Here is a 594-nt window from a genome sequence, read left to right as displayed (position 1 = left end):
CTGTGACGCGGTCTCGCCGTTCGCGCAGGCGCGCCCTTCGGGACGTGTGGGGTGCTAATGGCCTCGCTCACAACGGGGTTGGATGGCCTTGGCTAGGCAGGAGGTGCCGCGCTGGTCGGGAGAACCGTGGGGACGTCCCTTGACGGCGCTGGTCGTGCTACGGATTGGAAGGCCCACGGAGAGAGGTGACGGGCCGGACCGGAATGTCATTGTGACGGAGATACCGCTGCGCGTCTTCTGCCAGATTGCGTAGGCGCGGCCAGACAGGTGTCCCTTGATTTTCGTCACGGTGCTCAAGAAATGGGCGCGCTGCTTGCATCAGCCGAACAATGGGCAAAGCCCACATCTACATTACGTCTTCACGGCGAATGTAGCGATTATTGTAGTAGACACCGAGAACGTCGAGGTAGGCGAGCGCGTTATTGATCGCTTCGTACTCATCCGCCGTCAGATCATCGACAGAGCGCCCAGTTGCAGCCATGTCATAGATCAGACGCCGACCTCGTTGCTTGTCGGGACTGACTAGTTGCTCGTGCATGCGCAAAAACAGGTCTCGTTTGTCTTTCCTGCGGCTGTGTATGAAGGCGTATAAAC

General features: G+C 58.9%; 1 protein-coding gene. It reads right to left on the bottom strand.

Annotated elements, in window-relative coordinates:
- Positions 1 to 346: 346 nt before the first annotated feature.
- Positions 347 to 594 (bottom strand): hypothetical protein (locus IG64_RS42770; protein ID WP_037864968.1); only part of this gene is annotated, 248 nt, incomplete at its 5' end.

It is taken from the genome of Streptomyces sp. NRRL S-340, from assembly GCF_000720185.1.
Lineage (GTDB): Bacteria > Actinomycetota > Actinomycetes > Streptomycetales > Streptomycetaceae > Streptomyces.
The sequence above is the reverse complement of the archived record's forward strand: the minus strand, read 5'-3'. Positions and strand labels throughout refer to the sequence as shown.